Annotated in this window: 13 protein-coding genes and 1 tRNA gene; 9 read left to right on the top strand and 5 right to left on the bottom strand. The window is 67.9% G+C overall.

From position 1 onward, the window contains the following. Positions 1-12 precede the first annotated feature (12 nt). The 3 genes from Q0044_RS13495 (at position 13) to Q0044_RS13485 (ending at position 3730) form a co-directional block, all read left to right on the top strand. On the top strand, positions 13-393 hold the full coding sequence (locus Q0044_RS13495) for a hypothetical protein (protein WP_298162939.1): 381 nt from the start codon (positions 13-15) through the stop codon (positions 391-393). A gap of 46 nt (positions 394-439) precedes the next feature. Beyond that, complete coding sequence (locus Q0044_RS13490) at positions 440-1984, top strand: methyltransferase regulatory domain-containing protein (protein ID WP_298162938.1); 1545 nt, start codon at positions 440-442, stop codon at positions 1982-1984. Between the two features lie 108 nt (positions 1985-2092). Beyond that, positions 2093-3730, top strand: coding sequence for a M28 family peptidase (locus tag Q0044_RS13485; RefSeq protein ID WP_298162937.1), 1638 nt, complete (start codon positions 2093-2095; stop codon positions 3728-3730). An 84-nt stretch (positions 3731-3814) separates the two neighbouring features. Here the strand turns inward: Q0044_RS13485 and Q0044_RS13480 are convergent. The 3 genes from Q0044_RS13480 to Q0044_RS13470 all read right to left on the bottom strand — a co-directional run bounded on the left by Q0044_RS13480 (position 3815) and on the right by Q0044_RS13470 (position 6097). Continuing rightward, positions 3815-3889 (bottom strand) — tRNA-Val (locus tag Q0044_RS13480). A gap of 63 nt (positions 3890-3952) precedes the next feature. After that, entirely contained in the window at positions 3953-5242 is a 1290-nt protein-coding gene (locus Q0044_RS13475; RefSeq protein WP_298162936.1) for a dicarboxylate/amino acid:cation symporter, read from the bottom strand. A gap of 108 nt (positions 5243-5350) precedes the next feature. Then, positions 5351-6097 carry an SDR family oxidoreductase gene (locus Q0044_RS13470; RefSeq protein WP_298162935.1) on the bottom strand — a complete coding sequence of 249 codons (747 nt, stop codon included), beginning with the start codon at positions 6095-6097 and terminating at the stop codon, positions 5351-5353. Positions 6098-6203: 106 nt separating this feature from the next. Between Q0044_RS13470 and Q0044_RS13465 the strand changes: the two genes are divergently transcribed. Continuing rightward, positions 6204-6605 carry a winged helix-turn-helix transcriptional regulator gene (locus Q0044_RS13465; RefSeq protein WP_298162934.1) on the top strand — a complete coding sequence of 134 codons (402 nt, stop codon included), beginning with the start codon at positions 6204-6206 and terminating at the stop codon, positions 6603-6605. Positions 6606-6802: 197 nt separating this feature from the next. Here Q0044_RS13465 and Q0044_RS13460 read toward each other — a convergent pair whose 3' ends face one another. Continuing rightward, complete coding sequence (locus Q0044_RS13460) at positions 6803-7519, bottom strand: HAD-IA family hydrolase (RefSeq protein WP_298162933.1); 717 nt, start codon at positions 7517-7519, stop codon at positions 6803-6805. 66 nt (positions 7520-7585) lie between these two features. Here Q0044_RS13460 and glmU point away from each other — a divergent pair, with 66 nt between their 5' ends. Further along, positions 7586-8935 (top strand): bifunctional UDP-N-acetylglucosamine diphosphorylase/glucosamine-1-phosphate N-acetyltransferase GlmU, encoded by a 1350-nt coding sequence (glmU, locus tag Q0044_RS13455; protein WP_298162931.1) that lies wholly within the window; start codon positions 7586-7588, stop codon positions 8933-8935. Next, the gene (gene rpiA, locus Q0044_RS13450; RefSeq protein ID WP_298162929.1) at positions 8932-9615 is read left to right on the top strand and encodes a ribose-5-phosphate isomerase RpiA; all 684 of its coding nucleotides are present in this window, start codon (positions 8932-8934) and stop codon (positions 9613-9615) included. Before glmU ends, rpiA begins: the two co-directional genes overlap by 4 nt. Positions 9616-9624: 9 nt before the next feature. On the opposite strand, the gene Q0044_RS13445 is transcribed toward rpiA, so the two are convergent. Beyond that, positions 9625-10605, bottom strand: a complete 981-nt coding sequence (locus Q0044_RS13445) for a hypothetical protein (RefSeq protein WP_298162927.1) — start codon at positions 10603-10605, stop codon at positions 9625-9627. 334 nt (positions 10606-10939) lie between these two features. Between Q0044_RS13445 and gor the strand changes: the two genes are divergently transcribed. The 3 genes from gor to Q0044_RS13430 are packed head-to-tail and all read left to right on the top strand — an operon-like array spanning position 10940 to position 14314. Then, entirely contained in the window at positions 10940-12319 is a 1380-nt protein-coding gene (gene gor / locus Q0044_RS13440) for a glutathione-disulfide reductase (protein ID WP_298163051.1), read from the top strand. 40 nt (positions 12320-12359) lie between these two features. Then, positions 12360-13730, top strand: a complete 1371-nt coding sequence (locus tag Q0044_RS13435) for a class II 3-deoxy-7-phosphoheptulonate synthase (RefSeq protein ID WP_298162925.1) — start codon at positions 12360-12362, stop codon at positions 13728-13730. Further along, positions 13727-14314 carry a prephenate dehydratase domain-containing protein gene (locus Q0044_RS13430; RefSeq protein ID WP_298162923.1) on the top strand — a complete coding sequence of 196 codons (588 nt, stop codon included), beginning with the start codon at positions 13727-13729 and terminating at the stop codon, positions 14312-14314. The genes Q0044_RS13435 and Q0044_RS13430 overlap by 4 nt, the downstream gene beginning before the upstream one ends. Positions 14315-14566: the final 252 nt, after the last annotated feature.

Here is a 14566-nt window from a genome sequence, read left to right as displayed (position 1 = left end):
AGGAGTAGAGTCATGACCGTCCGTCGCACGACCGCCTTCACCGCCGCCGTCCTTGCGCTCGGCGCCTGCCAGCAGAAGGCCGAGGCTCCGGCCGCACCGGCGACGCCCCTCGCCGAGGTCGTCAGCGGTGCGACCGGCGTCGACCAGGCGGTCGCCTGCATGGCCTATCTGGCGCTGAAACAGACGGCGCTGGAGGCCCGGACGCCCGCCGGAGACGTCACGGCGGTGCGCGCGGCTCTGAACGACTGGGAGGGCCTGGCGCTTCAGTCGATGACTGCGGACGAAGTGGCCCAGTACTTCGCCAGCTCGGTCGCCGTTGAGGACGACGCCTCGCCGGAGACGATCGAAGTCACCGCCGCCTGGTGCCTCGCCAACAAGCCCGCTGCCGCCTGACGAACGGGTCTCGCCTCGCGGGCCCCGTCTGGTGCAAGAGGTCGGGATGAGCGCGTCCCGAGGCCCACAGTCCCGACACTATGCCGAGCTGGAATACACGGCCGGCTACTACCACGAGCTCGGACCGGCCCATCTGCGGTTCTGCGGCCTGGTCGCGGGCGTGGACATCTCCGTGCCGGAGGCCCCGACCTGCCTCGAACTCGGCATGGGGCAAGGGGTTTCGCTGGCGTTGCACGCCGCCGCCAGCGACGGCGACTTCCGCGGCGTCGACATCAATCCGGCCCATGTCGAGCACGCCCGCGCACTGGCGACGTCGTTCGACGGCGCCGTGCAACTCTACGCCGAGGATTTCGGGACATTCGCAGCGAGGGACGACCTGCCGCAGTTCGACATCATCACCCTGCACGGGGTGTGGAGCTGGGTCTCGGACGACAGCCGTCGGGTCATTGTGGCGCTGTTGCGGGACCGGCTGAAGCCCGGCGGCGGCGTCTATCTGAGCTACAACTGCCAGCCGGGCTGGGCCTCCCGGTCGCCGGTGCGCCACCTGCTGAAACTCGGCCACACGGCCCGGCCGGCCGGGGCGCCCGAGGCCCGGATCGAGGGCGCGCTGGAGTTCACGGAGGATGTCGCCGCCGCCGACGGCCGCTTCTTCGCCGAGAACCGCCCCGCCGCCAGCCATGCCGCGTCATTGCGCAAGGTCGGCGCCCAATACCTGGGCCACGAGTATCTCAACGCCGACTGGCACGTGCCGTACTTCTCGGAAGTCGCCGGGGCGCTGGCGGACGCCGACCTGCGCTTCGTCACGTCCGCGCGGCTGTTGGACCGGGTCAACGCACTCCACCTCCCGCCCGCCGGAGTGGCCCTGCTGGACCGGCAGAAGGACCCGGTGCTGCGCGAGTCCGTCCGCGACTTCCTCGTCAACCAGCAGTTCCGGCCCGACGTCTTCGCCAAGGCCGCCCGGACCCTGTCGCCGGCGGAACAAACGGCGAGGCTGGACGCCCAGGCCTTCGTCCTCGCCTGCGGGCTCGACGAGATCGACTTCCAGCTCACGGGGGGCCAGGGCGAGCTCGTGCTGCCCGAGGCGACCTACGGGCCGCTTGCGATCGCCCTGGCGAGCGAGGACTTCCGCCCGAAGACCACGACCGCACTCATGGCCGCGCCCGGCGTCTCCGGCCTGAGGCGCAGCGACGTGATTGCCGCCCTGATCAACCTTGTCGGCATGGGCGTGTTGCGCCCGGCCCAGACCTTCACCCCCGAGATCCGCGCGCGATGCGAGGACTACAACCGTCTCGTCCTCGACCGCGCCGTCACCGGCCCCCACCTGAACCATATGGCCTCGCCGACGACCGGAGGCGGCATCCTGACGCCGCGCTCGGCCCAGCTGTTTCTGCGCGCCTGGCTGGCCGGCGCGCGCTCGACGGAGGAGATCGCCCTGTCGGTCTGGGACGTGTTCCAGACAACCGATGAGCGCGCCTTCCGAAATGGCTCCGGGATGGTCACCCGCGAGGACAATTTATCCGCGCTCGGCGACATGGCACGCCGCTTTCTTGACCAGACCGTCCCGCTCTATCGCGCGCTGGCGATCCTCTAGATCCGTCCCACGACCCACTCGGTCAACTCCGGTCCACCGCCTTCGCTCGACAGCGCCGGGCCGGTGGGTCAGGGTCGATCTCCCGCCGTCCGTGAAAGAGTGTCGCCCGTGTCCGTCCGTGTCAGCCTCGCCGTCCTCGCCTTCGTCCTGTCCGCCTCAGGCGCCGCAGCCCAGGCGGGCCGCATCGACCCGGACCGGCTGAACGCCGCGGTCGCCGTGCTGGCGGGCGATGATTTCGAAGGCCGCGCCCCGACCACGGCGGGCGAGGAGCGCTCGGTGACCTGGATCGCGGACCAGTTCCGGGCCCTCGGCCTCGAACCCGCAGGCGACGACGGCACATATTTCCAGACCGTGCCGATCAACCGCTTCGTCCAGGACGGACCGGCCGTCATCACGGCCACGGCCGGCAGCGAGACGATCACGCTCCAGCGCGGCGCCGACATTATCGCCAACAGTCACCGGCCGCAGAACCACATCACCATCTCCGACGCCCCGGTGGTCTTCGTCGGCTATGGCGTCTCGGCGCCCGAACGCGGCTGGGACGATTTCAAGGGCGTCGACGTCCGGGGCAAGGTCGTCCTGATGCTGGTCAACGATCCGGACTTCGAGGTCGCGGCCGACAGCCCCACGGCCAACCGCTTCGACGGCCAGGGCATGACCTGGTACGGGCGGTGGGTCTACAAGTTCGAGGAGGCGGCCCGGCGCGGGGCGGCGGCCGTCTTCGTCATCCACGAGACGGCGGGGGCCGGCTATCCGTGGAACACCCTGCAGAACTCCTCCACCGCTCCCGGCCTCGACATCGTCCGCGCCGATCCCGAGCGCGAGCGGGTTCAGGCCCAGGGCTGGATCCAGCAGGAACAGGCCGCGCGGCTGATGACGGCGGCGGGCCTCGACTATGCGACGCTGAAGACGGCGGCCCAGTCGTCGGACTTCCGCCCGGTGGCGCTGGACGGGGTGACGATGTCGCTCGACTTCGGCCAGACCTTCAGCCGCCTGACGACCCGCAACGTCGCGGCCCGCCTGCCCGGGCGGCGTCATCCGGACGAGACGATCCTGTACGGGGCCCACTGGGACGCCTACGGGCGCGCCGTGGCCAATGCGGCGGGCGACGACATCTATAATGGCGCCGTGGACAACGCGACGGGCGTGGCGGCCATCCTGGAACTGGCCCGCCTCTATGCCGAGGCGCCGAGCACCGACCGGTCGATCCTGTTCGTCTCCTGGGCGGCGGAGGAGGCGGGGCTGCTCGGCGCCTACCACTATGCGGCCCATCCGCTGGTTCCGCTGGAGACCACGGTGGTCAACATCAATATGGACAGCCTTCTGCCCGGCCCGGCGTCGTCCGAGATCGTGGTCATCGGCTTCGGCAAGACCGACGCCCAGAACCGGCTGGCCGATCTGGCCTCGGAAGAGGGGCGGTCCCTGATCCCTGACCCGGCGCCCCAGGTCGGTGCCTTCTATCGCTCGGACCACTTCCCCCTGGCCAAGATGGGCGTCCCGGCCCTGTTCGCCGCCGCCGGCTTCACCGGGGCGTCCGACGCCAGCCGCGCCTATGTCCGCGACCGCTATCACCAGCCCACCGACGCATGGTCCTCCGACTGGTCGATGGAGGGCGCGGCCCAGGATTTGCAACTGCTCTATCGCGTGGGCCGCGACCTGGCCAACAGCCGCGACTGGCCCGCCTGGATCCCGGGCAACGAGTTCGAGGCCGTGCGCGAAGCGAGCGCGGCGTCACGTCTGGAATGAGGGAGACGGGATGAGGAGTGAGGCGCAGGTCTCGAACCGAAATCCCGCGGGCAGGGTTGGTGTGGCGGCTGCCCGCCAGAAAAATGGTGGATGCTGCAGGGATTGAACCTGCGACCCCCTCGGTGTGAACGAGGTGCTCTCCCGCTGAGCTAAGCATCCATCTCGGGCCCGCCAGAAGCGGGGAGGCGGGGACATAGCCCGCTCCCCGTCCGGAGGCAAGCCTCAGATGCCGGCCGCCCGCACGCCTTCGGGCGTCTCGGCGTCGGGATCGCCCGGCAGCCAGGCGACATGGCCGTTATAGATCCCCTCGTTCAGGATGCCTTCCTCCTTGGCCACCAGTACGGGGACCAGCATCTGGCCGGTTACATTGGTCGCCGTGCGCATCATGTCGATGATCCGGTCGATGGCGACGATGTAGCCGATCCCCTCCAGCGGCAGTCCCGCCGTGGACAGGGTCAGGGTCAGCATGACGATGGAGGTGCCGGGCACGCCGGCCGTGCCCAGCGACCCCAGAACCGCCGTCAGACCGATCAGGACGTACTGGGTGATTGAAAGCTCGATCTGGAAATACTGGGCGATGAAGATGGCCGCGATGGCCGGGTAGATGGCGCCGCAGCCGTCCATCTTCACGTTGGCGCCCAGAGGTACGGCGAAGGCGGCATAGGCCTGGGGCACGCCGAGCCGCTCCACCGTCTGGCGCAGGGTGATGGGCAGGGTGCCCAGCGAGGAGGAGGTCGCAAACGCCGTCTGCTGCGCCGCGAAGGCGCCGCGGAAAAAGGCCGTCGCCTTCAGTCCGTGCAGTTTCAGCAGGCCCGAATAGACAATCAGGATGTGGAACAGGCAGGCCGCATAGATGGCGAGAATGAACTTCCCGAGCGGCAGCAGGGCCTCCCATCCGTAGCCGCCGACGACCGAGCCGATCAGGCCGAAGACGCCGAAGGGCGTCAGCTGGATGACCCAGCGGGTGATGCGGAAGACGATGGCCGCGCCCTCGTCGACGAACCGCCGCGCCGTCTGGGCCCGGTCCCCCAGCGCCACCAGCGCCGCCCCGACGAGCGCCGAGAAGAAGATGATCTGAAGCACCTTGCCTTCGGCCAGGGCGGCGAACGGATTGGTCGGGACGATGCCGATCAGCACCTCCAGCGGCGTCGGGATCTCCCGCTCCCGCACCTCGCCCAAGGGCAGGTTGGCCAGACCCACGCCGGGATTGATCAGATGTCCGAAGGCGAACCCGACCAGAACGGCCAGCAACGACGTGATCGCGAACCACAGTATGGTCCGCGCTCCCAGCCGGATTGCCCCGGCGCCTTCGCCCAGTTTCGCAATCGACGAGGCGATGGTGAACAGCACCAGGGGCGCCACGACCATGCGGATCAGGTTCAGATAGATGTCGCCGATCGGCTGAAGCCAGACCTCGGCCTGGTCCCTGAGGATCAACCCGGCGATGATGCCCAGGGCGAAACCCGCTGCGGTGCGCTGCCACAACGGGATGGCGAAGAATCTGGCGAACATGCAGGCGGCTTTCGGGGAGGGACCCGCAACATGTTCGGCCTCGCCGCGGTTCGCAACCGCGATGGGGTCTCAGGAAATCTGCAACGGCGTTTAGATTTCCTGACAAACTCAGTGCGCACCGTTCAGCATCCCGAACACCGAAGCATAGTCTCCCCGCCGCTCCGCCTCGCTGAGGAACCGGACCCGCTGCACCTGAACCTCGTCGTCGCCGGCCTCGAACAGGGCCAGGCTCTCGGCAGTGAAGTCCGCCAGCGGCATGGAGTTGGGGTTCTCCGCATGGCCGGGCATCAGGTCGGTCGCCACCGCAGGCGGGGCCCATTCGATCACCCTGACCGAGGTGCCGGCCAGCTGGCTGCGCAGGGACTGGCTCCAGGAATGGATGGCCGCCTTGGTCGCCGAATAGGTCGGGGTCGCCGCCAGCGGCACGAAGGCCAGGCCCGACGACACGGTGACGAAACTGGCCGAGGGCTTCGTCAGCAGGTGCGGCAGGACCGCCGCCGCCAGCCGGATCGTGCCGAGCAGGTTGATGGCGACCGTCTCGTCCACGACGCCCATGTCGAACGTCCCGCCCGACAGGCTCTCGGCCTTCATGATCCCGGCGTTCGAGATCACCGCGTTCAGGTCCGGATGGGCGGCGATGACCCGTGCGGCCAGGGCGTTGATGGACGCGGCGTCGGCGACGTCGACCGTCTCGAACGCCATGCCGGGGTTGGCGGCGCAGACCTCTTGCAGCACCCCGGCTCGGCGGCCGGCGATGATGACCTTTGCGCCCTTCGCGTGCAGGGCCTCGGCGAAGGCGCGGCCGATGCCGGTGCCGCCGCCGGTGATCAGGACGGTGTCTCTGGCGGTATCCATGGGGTGTCTCCAAAACGGATGTGAACCGATGGAGGATCCGCTATACCAGTCACTCTCCATCGGGAAGAAGGCACCCGAAGGTTCTGTACGCACCTGCGAGTAAGAAATGACCACCGCTGCCGTTCGGCCCCCGATTTTCGATCACCCGCCCGTGGATCCCCGCGTCGAAGCCCTCGTCACCGAGGTCATCGGCCGGGTCGCCGACAAGTGGACGATGATCGTGCTGGAGGTCCTGGTCGAGCACGGCGAGCTGCGGTTCACCCGCCTCGCGGCCCTGGCCGACGGCATCAGCCAGAAGATGCTGACCCAGACCCTGCGCCAGATGGAACGCGACGGCCTCGTGATCCGCACCGTTCACCCGGTGATCCCGCCCAGGGTCGAATACCGCCTGACCGACCTCGGCTTCAGCCTGGCCGAAGCCTTCTGCGGAGTGTGGCTGTGGGCTGAAAAGAACCTGGAGCGGATCGAGGCGTCGCGCGCAGGCTTCGACGCGGCAAAGGCCGGCTGAGGCGTCCCTGCCTCTGAGTTCGATCAGCCGATCAGTTGAACGACGGCGACAAACGTCACGATGAGCGTACCGGTCAGCGCCACACGATTGTGTCGATGCAGGTAGGTGAGAACTTCTCCGAACACAGGCTTCTCCTTTTCGGGACAGGAAGCTTGGCAGGAAGGTCTGAAGATCGGGTTAGGCCGTCGTTCGCCGCCTCAGGTCCCCGAAAGCGCCCGCGCGACATAGTGGTCGACCACGATCATATCGACAGCCTCCTCGATGTCCTCGAAGGCGTCGACGATGACGTCGGGCTCCAGATCTTCCATCGGGACCGGTGTATAGCCGAAGGTCACGCCGATCGACGGCACGCCGGCATCCTTCGCGCAGCCGATGTCCGGCGCCGCGTCACCGACCATGATGGCGCGTTCCGGATCGCCACCGACCGACTTCACCGCCTCGACCAGATGAAGGCCCGAGGGCTTTCTCGCGCTGACACGGTCCGGTCCCACGATGGCGGCGAAATGCCTCGTCAGGTCGATCTTGCCGAGCAGCAGTTCCGACAGGTCCGACCGCTTGTTGGTCACGACGACAAGGGTCGCGCCACGCTCGGCCAGGGTCTCCAGCGTCTCGACTACGCCCTCGAACGGGGCCGAATGGTCGGCGATATGCTCGATGTAGTCGGCGATGAAGGCGTCGAACAGGGCGGGGTCCTGAGCCTCTTCGACCGGCGCTCCGGCCAGTTCGAAGCCGTGCGTCAGCAGCGCACGGGCCCCGCCGCCGATCAGCTTTCGCGCGCTCTCCATCGGCGCGGGCGGCAGTCCCTTCAGCACCAGCATCCGGTTCAGGGTGCCGACCAGATCCTGATGGGTCTCGACCAGGGTGCCGTCCAGGTCGAAGGCCAGGGTCCAGCCTTCAAGGTCGCGTTCGATCATGGCCGTCTCCCGTCCGGCCCGCCGATGGGCTAGACCACGGCGCGTGACTAGACCCCGGACCGATTCATGACCACCCATCCCAGAGCCGCCATCATCCTCGCCGCCGGCCAGGGGACGCGGATGAAGTCTCCCCTGCCCAAGGTGCTGCACCCGGTCGGCCACCGCGCCATGCTGGATCACGCCATCGACGCGGCCGAGGCCCTCGGCTGCGAACGGATCGTCGTCGTCGTCGGCGCCCACTCGCCGGAGGTGCGCGCCCATGTCGTCGGGCGGCTGGGCGAGGACGCCGTGGCGGTCCAGGACCCGCCCCTGGGCACGGGCCACGCCGTCCGCGCCGCCGAGGCCGTGCTGGGTGACTTCATCGGTCAGGTCGTGGTCACCTATGGCGACGTGCCCCTGCTGCGCGCCCACGACATCGAGGCGGTGTTCGCGCATCACGACGGCGTCACCGTCATCGGCTTCGAGGCCGCCGACCCAGGAGCCTACGGACGTCTGCTCATGGACGGCGATACCCTCTCGGCCATCACCGAGGCCAAGGAGGCCTCGCCGGAGGTTCTGGCCATAACCACCTGTAATTCCGGCGTCATGGCCGCGCCGGTAGGTCTGCTCTTCTCCCTCCTGGCCGAGGTCCGGAACGACAACGCCAAGGGCGAATACTACCTGACCGACGTGGTTGAGCTGGCCCGCAGGCGCGGCGAGCCGACCCGGGTGACCATGGCGTCGGAGGACTCGGTCATGGGGGTCAACGCGCAAGGCGAACTGGCCCAGGCCGAGGCCCTGTTCCAGAAGGTCCAGCGCGAGACCTTCCTCGCGGCCGGCGTCACCATGCCGGCTCCGGACACGGTCCATTTCGCCTGGGACACCCGGGTCGGCGCCGGATCTTTCATCGAACCCTTCGTCGTCTTCGGCCCGGGCGCAATCATCGCCGAACGCGCCCGTATCCGCAGCTTCAGCCATGTCGAGGGCGCGACGGTCGCGTCGGGGGCAGAAGTCGGCCCCTATGCCCGCCTGCGTCCCGGCGCGGACCTGGGCGAGGATGTGAAGGTCGGAAACTTCGTTGAGGTGAAGAACGTCCGCATGGAGGCGGGCGCCAAGGCCAGCCACCTGTCCTATCTCGGGGACGGTTCGGTTGGGGCGGGCGCCAACATCGGCGCGGGCACGATCTTCTGCAATTACGATGGGTACAACAAGGCGAAGACCACGGTGGGCGAGGGGGCCTTCGTCGGCTCCAATACTTCGCTGGTCGCGCCCGTCACCATCGGGGCCGGGGCCATCGTCGGCTCGGGGTCGGTCATCGTCGAGGACGTGCCGGCCGATGCGCTCGCCCTGGCGCGCGGGCGTCAGGTCAACAAGGACGGCGCCGGCGCGGCCTTCCGCGACAAGGCCAGGGCGAAGAAGGCGGCGAAATCGAAATGAGCGATCTCCAGAAACAGATCTCGGGAGAGGCTGCGGCCCTCCGTGTCGAGGCCGGCATGGTCGTGGGCCTGGGCACCGGCTCCACCGCCGCCTGGTTCGTCAAGGCGCTCGCAGCGCGCAACCTGACCGGCCTGCGCTGCGTCCCGACCTCGGAGCGGACGGCCGACCTGGCCCGCGAACTCGGCCTGCCGCTCACCACTCTGGACGATGTGTCCCGCATCGACCTGACCGTCGACGGCGCCGACGAGGTCGGCCCCGGCCTCGCCCTGATCAAGGGCGGCGGCGCGGCCCTGCTGCGCGAGAAACTGGTGTGGGAGGCTTCGGACCGCTGCATCGTCATCGCCGACGCAGCCAAGGTCGTGCCGGTGCTTGGCGCCTTCCCCCTGCCGATCGAGGTCGTCGCCTTCGGCCACAAGGCGACGGCGAACCGGATCATGGACGTCCTCATCGACCACGACATCCAGATGCCGGCCCGCCTGCGTCAGGCGGATCGCGGCGTGGTCCGCACCGACGGCGGCAATGTCATCTATGACGCGAAATGCCAGGCCATCCACGACCCGGTCCGTCTCGCTGACGATCTGAAGCTGATCACCGGCGTGGTCGAGCACGGCCTGTTCCTCGACCTCGCTGACGAGGCGATCATCGGTGATGACCAAGGGGTCAGGGTACTGGCTCCGTAGCGTCTCGGGTCAGTCGGTGTCAGGCACGACAGTGGGCTCGCGTTCGCGCAGCAGCCGGTGCTCGCGACGGATCGCGTCCACGATCTGGGACCGGCCTGCGCGCCGGTTGATCTGGTTGTGTTCGGCGCCATACAGCCCGCCGAGATAGGCGAGGTCCCAGTCCGTCAGGCTCTGGCTGCCTTGCGGATCGTCGAACACGTTCAGAATGGAGGCGTAGCCACTGGTGTCGGCGTCGGGATCGATCTGGGCCAGGGAGACCATGGCGATATAGTCCGCCAGTTGCAGCACCGAGAGATCCGAGACCTCATCGACGTCCACAATCACCACCGCCCGGATCAGATTGTCCACGATCTGGGTGCGGAGGCGCGACGCAGCGAAGATGTTGACAACGGGGGCGTAGTCCAGCGGGCTTGCGCATGGGTCCCGGCACTCCCCCGGCAGTCTGACGGCCAGAAGACCGGTCTCGGAGTCGACCGGCGCACTCATCTGCCACCACCGCACCGGTCTGTCCGTTGCGACGAAATCCCGAAGGGCCGCGCCGCCGCGATCCATTCCTGTGCCGCCCATGCGGAAGGCCCGAACCCGGTCTTCCACGAGGTTTCCGGCCAGAGTACTGCCGTCAGCCGTCGCGACCACCAGGAGGTTCGGCCGGCATCCGGCCTCGCCGACCTCGAGCCCCAGGTCCCCGGCGACCGTGGAGACCCGATCGGCGATATAGCCGGCGACCTCACCGCGGAGATTGATGACCCCCACACAGACACTTTCCCGCCAACGGGCAAGGCCGCGATTGTTGTTGGGCTCGGCAACCTCACCAACGAAATCGAGGATCATCCTGTCGAGCGACCGGCCGCTGACCACCACATCCTCAAGCTGAACCGGTTCACCCGTCTGGGCGACCTGCGGGGCGACCTGGATCGGTCGAATTGAGGCATGGGCGTCACCCTCGATCGACAGGGTGGCCATGACGGCCAGGGCGGCGAGCGTAAGCATGACGGCATCTCTCCCGAACAGGTCCCGGAGACGAGGTTAACACTCATCTTTGGTTGTTCAACTGCGGCGGATTCAACGCACTCGCGGTGACGAGCAAGCGGCAGGTGCGATCGGCCATCAGCGGACGCCGGGCCCCGACACAGTTCCGTTCCGGCCCTGCCATCGGGGAGGGAGAACGGGGAGAGGAACCGGGGACCTGGCTTTGAAGGGGGTGGGGCGCTTGTCCCGACTGTCAGCGGCGCCTAAATCCGTCCGCCGACGCCGCCCGCGACCCCGGCCTCTCCGGACGCTTCGGACGCTTCGGACTGTGTTTTCCGTCCGGTTCGAGATCGCCATGGCCGACTACGACTACGACCTCTTCGTCATCGGCGCCGGCTCGGGCGGGGTCCGTGCCGCGCGCCTGACGGGGCTGGGCGGCAAGAAGGTCGCCATCGCCGAGGAGTTCCGCGTCGGCGGGACCTGCGTCGTGCGGGGCTGCGTGCCCAAGAAGTTCATGGTCATGGCCTCGGACTTCGCCCACCAGTTCGAGACCGCCGAAGGCTACGGCTGGACCGTCGAGGCCAGTTTCGACTGGCCGAAATTCATCCAGGCCAAGGATGTCGAGATCGCCCGCCTGTCCGGCATCTACGCCGCCAACCTCGGCAAGGCAGGCGTCGAGCTGATCCACGGTCGCGCCGTCCTCAAGGACGCCCACACTGTCGAGATCGTCGGCAAGAACCAGACCATCACCGCCGAACGCATCCTGATCGCCACCGGAGGCCGGCCCTGGTTGCCCGAAAACCTCCCGGGCATCGAACATGCCATCAGCTCTGAAGAGGCCTTCCACCTGCCGGAGTTGCCGAAGCGCATCCTGATCGCGGGCGGCGGCTATATCGCGGTGGAGTTCGCCGGCATCTTCGCCGGCCTCGGCGTCGAGACGACCCTGATCTATCGTGGCCCGAACATCCTGCGCGGCTTCGACGACGACGTGCGCGCCCACCTGGCCGGAGAGATCGAGAAGCGCGGCATCAAGGTCATCCTGGGCTGTCAGCACGCGGAGATCAGAAAGACCGCGACCGGCCTGATGAACGTGCTGGAGAACGGCATGGAGATCGAGACCGACGTCGTCATGTTCGCCACCGGCCGCGTCCCGCATGTCAGGGATCTGGGGCTTGAGGCAGCCGGCGTTGCGCTGAACGAAAAGGGCGCGATCAAGGTGGATGCCCTGTCGAAGACCACCGCCGACAATATCTGGGCCATCGGCGACGTCACCGACCGGATGAACCTGACCCCGGTCGCCATCCGCGAGGCCGTCGCCTTCCACGAGACCGTCTATCGCGACAATCCACAGCATTTCGACTACGAGGCCGTCGCCACCGCGGTCTTCTCGCAGCCTCCGGTCGGCGTCGTCGGCCTGAGCGAGAGCGAGGCGCGGCACACCTGCAGCAAGGGGGTCGACGTCTACGTCACCCGCTTCCGGCCGATGAAATACGCCTTCACCGGCTCGGACGAACGGGTGCTGATGAAGCTGGTCGTCGATGCCGACACCGACCGCGTCGTGGGGGTCCACATCGTCGGTCCCGAGGCCCCGGAAATGATCCAGCTGGCCGCCATTGCCGTGAAGGCCGGCCTGACCAAGGCCCAGTGGGACGCCACCTGCGCCGTCCATCCGACCATGGCCGAGGAACTGGTGACACTGAAGGTCAAACAGTCGCAAGACGTCAGCGCGGGTTAGATTTGTTGTTTCGCAACCGCGAGAGGCCTATCCTTCGACAATGACCAAGCGCTGGACCCCTGAATCCTGGAGAAACAAACCCGTCGCGCACATGCCGATGGATTATCCGGACGCGCACGCGCTCGCCGCCGTCGAGGACGAGCTGCGCGCCATGCCCCCGCTCGTGTTCGCGGGCGAGGCCCGCAGCCTGACCGCCAAACTGGCCCAGGTCGAACGCGGTGACGCCTTCCTGCTCCAGGGCGGGGATTGCGCCGAGAGCTTCAAGGAGTTCTCGACCGACAACATCCGCGACACCTTCCGCCTGATCCTGCAGATGGCCGTGGTCCTGACCTTCGCCGGCCGCAAGCCCGTGGTGAAGGTCGGCCGGATCGCCGGCCAGTTCGCCAAGCCGCGCTCCTCGCCGGTGGAAGAGATCGACGGCGTCGAACTGCCCTCCTACCGCGGCGACAACATCAACGGTTCGGCCTTCACGCCTGAGGAGCGGATCCCCGATCCCCAGCGCCTGCTCAAGGCCTACAACCAGTCGGCCTCGACCCTGAACCTGCTGCGCGCCTTCGCCGGCGGCGGCTATGCCGACCTCTACAACATCCACCGCTGGACCCAGGGCTTCGCCGACGGCGGCGTGGGCGCCCAGTATCGTGAGCTGGCCGAAAAGATCGCCGAGGCCCTGGCCTTCATGGAGGCCGTCGGCGTTACGCCCGAGACCCATCCCGACCTGAGCCGGGTCGAGGTTTTCACCTCCCACGAGGCCCTTCTGCTGAACGTCGAAAGCGCCCTCACGCGTCTGGACGGCGGCTCCGGCGAATGGTTCGACACCTCGGCCCACATGCTGTGGATCGGCGAGCGCACCCGTCAGCTCGACGGCGCCCATGTCGAGTTCATGCGCGGCATCAAGAACCCGATCGGCGTCAAGTGCGGCCCGACCATGGAGCCGGACGATCTTCTGCCCCTGATCGACGCCCTGAACCCCGAGAACATTCCGGGCCGCCTGACCGTCATCGGCCGTTTCGGCCACGACAAGGTCCACGACCGCCTGCCGCGCCTGATGAAGGCCGCCAAGGCCCACGGCAAGAAGGTCATCTGGTCGATCGACCCGATGCACGGCAACACCCTGAAGGCATCCAACGGCTACAAGACCCGGCCGTTCGACCGGATCCTCGGCGAGGTGAAGGGCTTCATCGAGGTGGCCGAGCACGAGGGCGTCCACCCCGGCGGCGTCCATCTGGAGATGACCGGCCAGAACGTCACCGAATGCCTGGGCGGGGCCCAGGCGGTGTCGGAGGACGACCTGTCGAGCCGCTACCACACCCACTGCGACCCGCGCCTCAACGCCGACCAGGCTCTGGAGCTGGCCTTCCTGGTGGCCGAGCGTCTCAAGTCCGGCCGCCTCAACAAGTCGAAGGCGGCGTGACAGCCGGCGCGATCGGCAGACCCGCAGGCGACGACCGGGGAGGGCGCACGGCCTTCCAGGGCGCGCCGGGTGCCTTCAGCCACGAGGCCTGCGTCGAGCTGCGCCCCTGGGATGTGCACGTGCCGTTCGACACCTTCGCCGAGGCGATCGCGGCGGTGAAATCGGGCGACTGCGACTGCGCCCTGATCCCGATCGAGAACTCGACCATCGGCGCCGTAGAGCCGGCCGCGACCCTGGTGGCCGAGTCCGGCCTGATCGTCGTCGGAGACGTCTGGCGAACGATCCGCATGACGTTGATGGCCATCGAAGGCGCGACGATCGAACAGGTCCGCACCGTGGCCAGCCATCCCATCGCCCTGCGCCAGTGCGCGAAGACCCTGGCCGCGATGGACGTCGAGACCGTCGAGGTCTTCGACACCGCCGGCGCCGCGCGCGAGGTTGCGGAAGGGGGTGACCGCAGTCGGGCCGCCATCGCCCCGGCGGCCGCCGCTGAGGCCTATGGGCTGACGGTTTTGCGCAACGACCTTCAGGATTCCGACGATAACCGCACGCGATTTGTTCTTCTGGCCGGCGAACCGGGTTGACGTCGCACGATCGTTGCGTGTCTTAAGGGGTCAAGGATCGCCAAAGATCCGAACAACCGGTTCGACCCATGTCCCCGCTGCGCGCCTCGCTTTCGACCCTTTCGCTCCGTTCGCGCGCGGCCGCCCTCTATTTCGGCTTTTATTTCTTCGGCTTTCGATACGCCGGCTGAGGCCTCGAGCGACCCCCGCTCCTGACAGCCTCGCCGGCGACCGCCCTCAACCAGGGCGGCGGCGCACCCATTCGCCCTTCAT

The organism is Brevundimonas sp. (genome assembly GCF_027484365.1).
GTDB lineage: Bacteria > Pseudomonadota > Alphaproteobacteria > Caulobacterales > Caulobacteraceae > Brevundimonas.
This window is presented reverse-complemented; position numbering and strand designations above follow the sequence as displayed.